Annotated in this window: 1 protein-coding gene and 1 pseudogene; both read right to left on the bottom strand. The window is 66.6% G+C overall.

Annotated features, from left to right (window positions below; genetic code table 11):
* On the bottom strand, window positions 1-928 hold a 928-nt coding region (locus ACF1AG_RS34770), incomplete at its 3' end, for an alpha-amylase family glycosyl hydrolase (RefSeq protein ID WP_391811049.1).
* Window positions 925-1848, bottom strand: a pseudogene (locus ACF1AG_RS34765) (alpha-1,4-glucan--maltose-1-phosphate maltosyltransferase); the annotation flags it as partial. The pseudogene ACF1AG_RS34765 and the gene ACF1AG_RS34770, both read right to left, overlap by 4 nt.

The following is a 1848-nucleotide window of genomic DNA, read 5'->3' as shown; positions in this document are numbered from 1 at the left end:
GGATCTCGGAGACCGGGTAGCGCGACTCGCGGCGTACGGCCATGAAGATGCGGGGCATGACCGGGAAGTGGAAGGCCATGTGGCATTCGTCGCCGCCGGCGGCGTAGTCGCCGAAGTAGTCGACGACGTCCTCGGGCCACTGGTTGGCCTCGGCGAGGAGGACGGTGTCGGGGTACTGGGTGTCGATCTCCTTGCGGACCCGCTTGAGGAACGCGTGCGTCGCCGGGAGGTTCTCGCAGTTCGTCCCCTCCTCCTGGTACAGGTACGGCACCGCGTCCAGCCGGAATCCGTCGATCCCGAGGTCCAGCCAGAACTTGAGCGCGGAGATCATCTCCTCCTGCACGGCCGGGTTCTCGTAGTTCAGATCCGGCTGGTGCGAGAAGAAGCGGTGCCAGTAGTACTGCTTGCGTACCGGGTCGTACGTCCAGTTGGACGCCTCGGTGTCGACGAAGATGATGCGCGCGTCCTGGAACTGCTTGTCGTCGTCGGCCCACACGTAGTAGTCGCCGTACGGGCCGTCGGGGTCGCGCCTGGACTCCTGGAACCACGGGTGCTGGTCGCTGGTGTGGTTCATGACGAAGTCGATGATCACGCGCATGCCGCGCTGATGGGCGGAGTCGACGAACTCCACGAAGTCCGCCAGGTCGCCGAACTCCGGCAGCACCGAGGTGTAGTCGGCGACGTCGTACCCGCCGTCGCGGAGGGGCGACTTGAAGAACGGCGGCAGCCACAGGCAGTCGACGCCCAGCCACTGCAGGTAGTCCAGCTTGGCGGTCAGGCCTTTCAGGTCACCGATGCCGTCCCCGTTGCTGTCCTGGAAGGAGCGGACGAGGACCTCGTAGAAGACGGCGCGTTTGAACCAGTCGGGGTCCCGGTCCTTGGCGGGGGTGTCCTCGAAGGTGTCCGGGACGGGTTCGTTGACGCTCATGTGGCGGATGACCCTCCGATCTGCGGGGTGGACGGTCGCAGAACCGTGCTGTGCGTCCCGGAAGGCCCGTCCCCGGACCTCCCGCCGACGACGAGTACATGTGCCCCGCCCGGACCGAGACGCACATAGTTGGCGCTGCCCCATTGATAAACCTCGCCGGTGAGCTCGTCGCGCACCGGCACCGACTCGTGCCAGTCCAGGCCGAGTTGCGGCATGTCCAACGAGACCGTCGCCTCCTGGGTGTGCCGGGTGTCGAGATTGGCGACCACGAGCACCGTGTTGCCGTCCCGCCGCTTCGAGTAGGCGATGACCTCCTCCTTGTCCGTCCGGTGGAAGTGAATATCGCGCAGCTGCCGCAGGGCCGGGTTCTCCCGCCGGATGGTGTTGAGGCGGGTGATCAGGGGTGCGATGGTGCGGCCCTCGCGTGCGGCGGCTTCCCAGTCGCGGGGTTTGAGCTGGTACTTCTCGCTGTCGAGGTATTCCTCGCTGCCCTCGCGCAGCGGGGTGTTCTCGCACAGTTCGTAGCCGCTGTAGATGCCCCAGGCGGGGGAGAGGGTGGCGGCGAGGACGGCGCGGACCTCGAAGGCGGGCCGGCCGCCGTGCTGGAGGTAGGCGTGCAGGATGTCGGGGGTGTTGGCGAAGAAGTTGGGCCGCATGTAGGAGGCGGCCTCCCCCGACAGTTCGGTCAGGTACTCCGTCAGCTCCTGCTTGGTGTTCCGCCAGGTGAAGTACGTGTAGGACTGCTGGAAGCCGATCTGGGCCAGGGTGTGCATCATCGCCGGGCGGGTGAAGGCCTCCGCCAGGAAGATGACGTCCGGGTCGCTGCCGTTGATCTCCCCGATCACCCGCTCCCAGAACACGACGGGCTTGGTGTGCGGGTTGTCCACGCGGAAGATCCGCACCCCGGCGTCCATCCAGTG

It is taken from the genome of Streptomyces sp. NPDC014764, assembly GCF_043082785.1.
Taxonomy (GTDB): domain Bacteria; phylum Actinomycetota; class Actinomycetes; order Streptomycetales; family Streptomycetaceae; genus Streptomyces; species Streptomyces althioticus.
The sequence above is the reverse complement of the archived record's forward strand: the minus strand, read 5'-3'. Positions and strand labels throughout refer to the sequence as shown.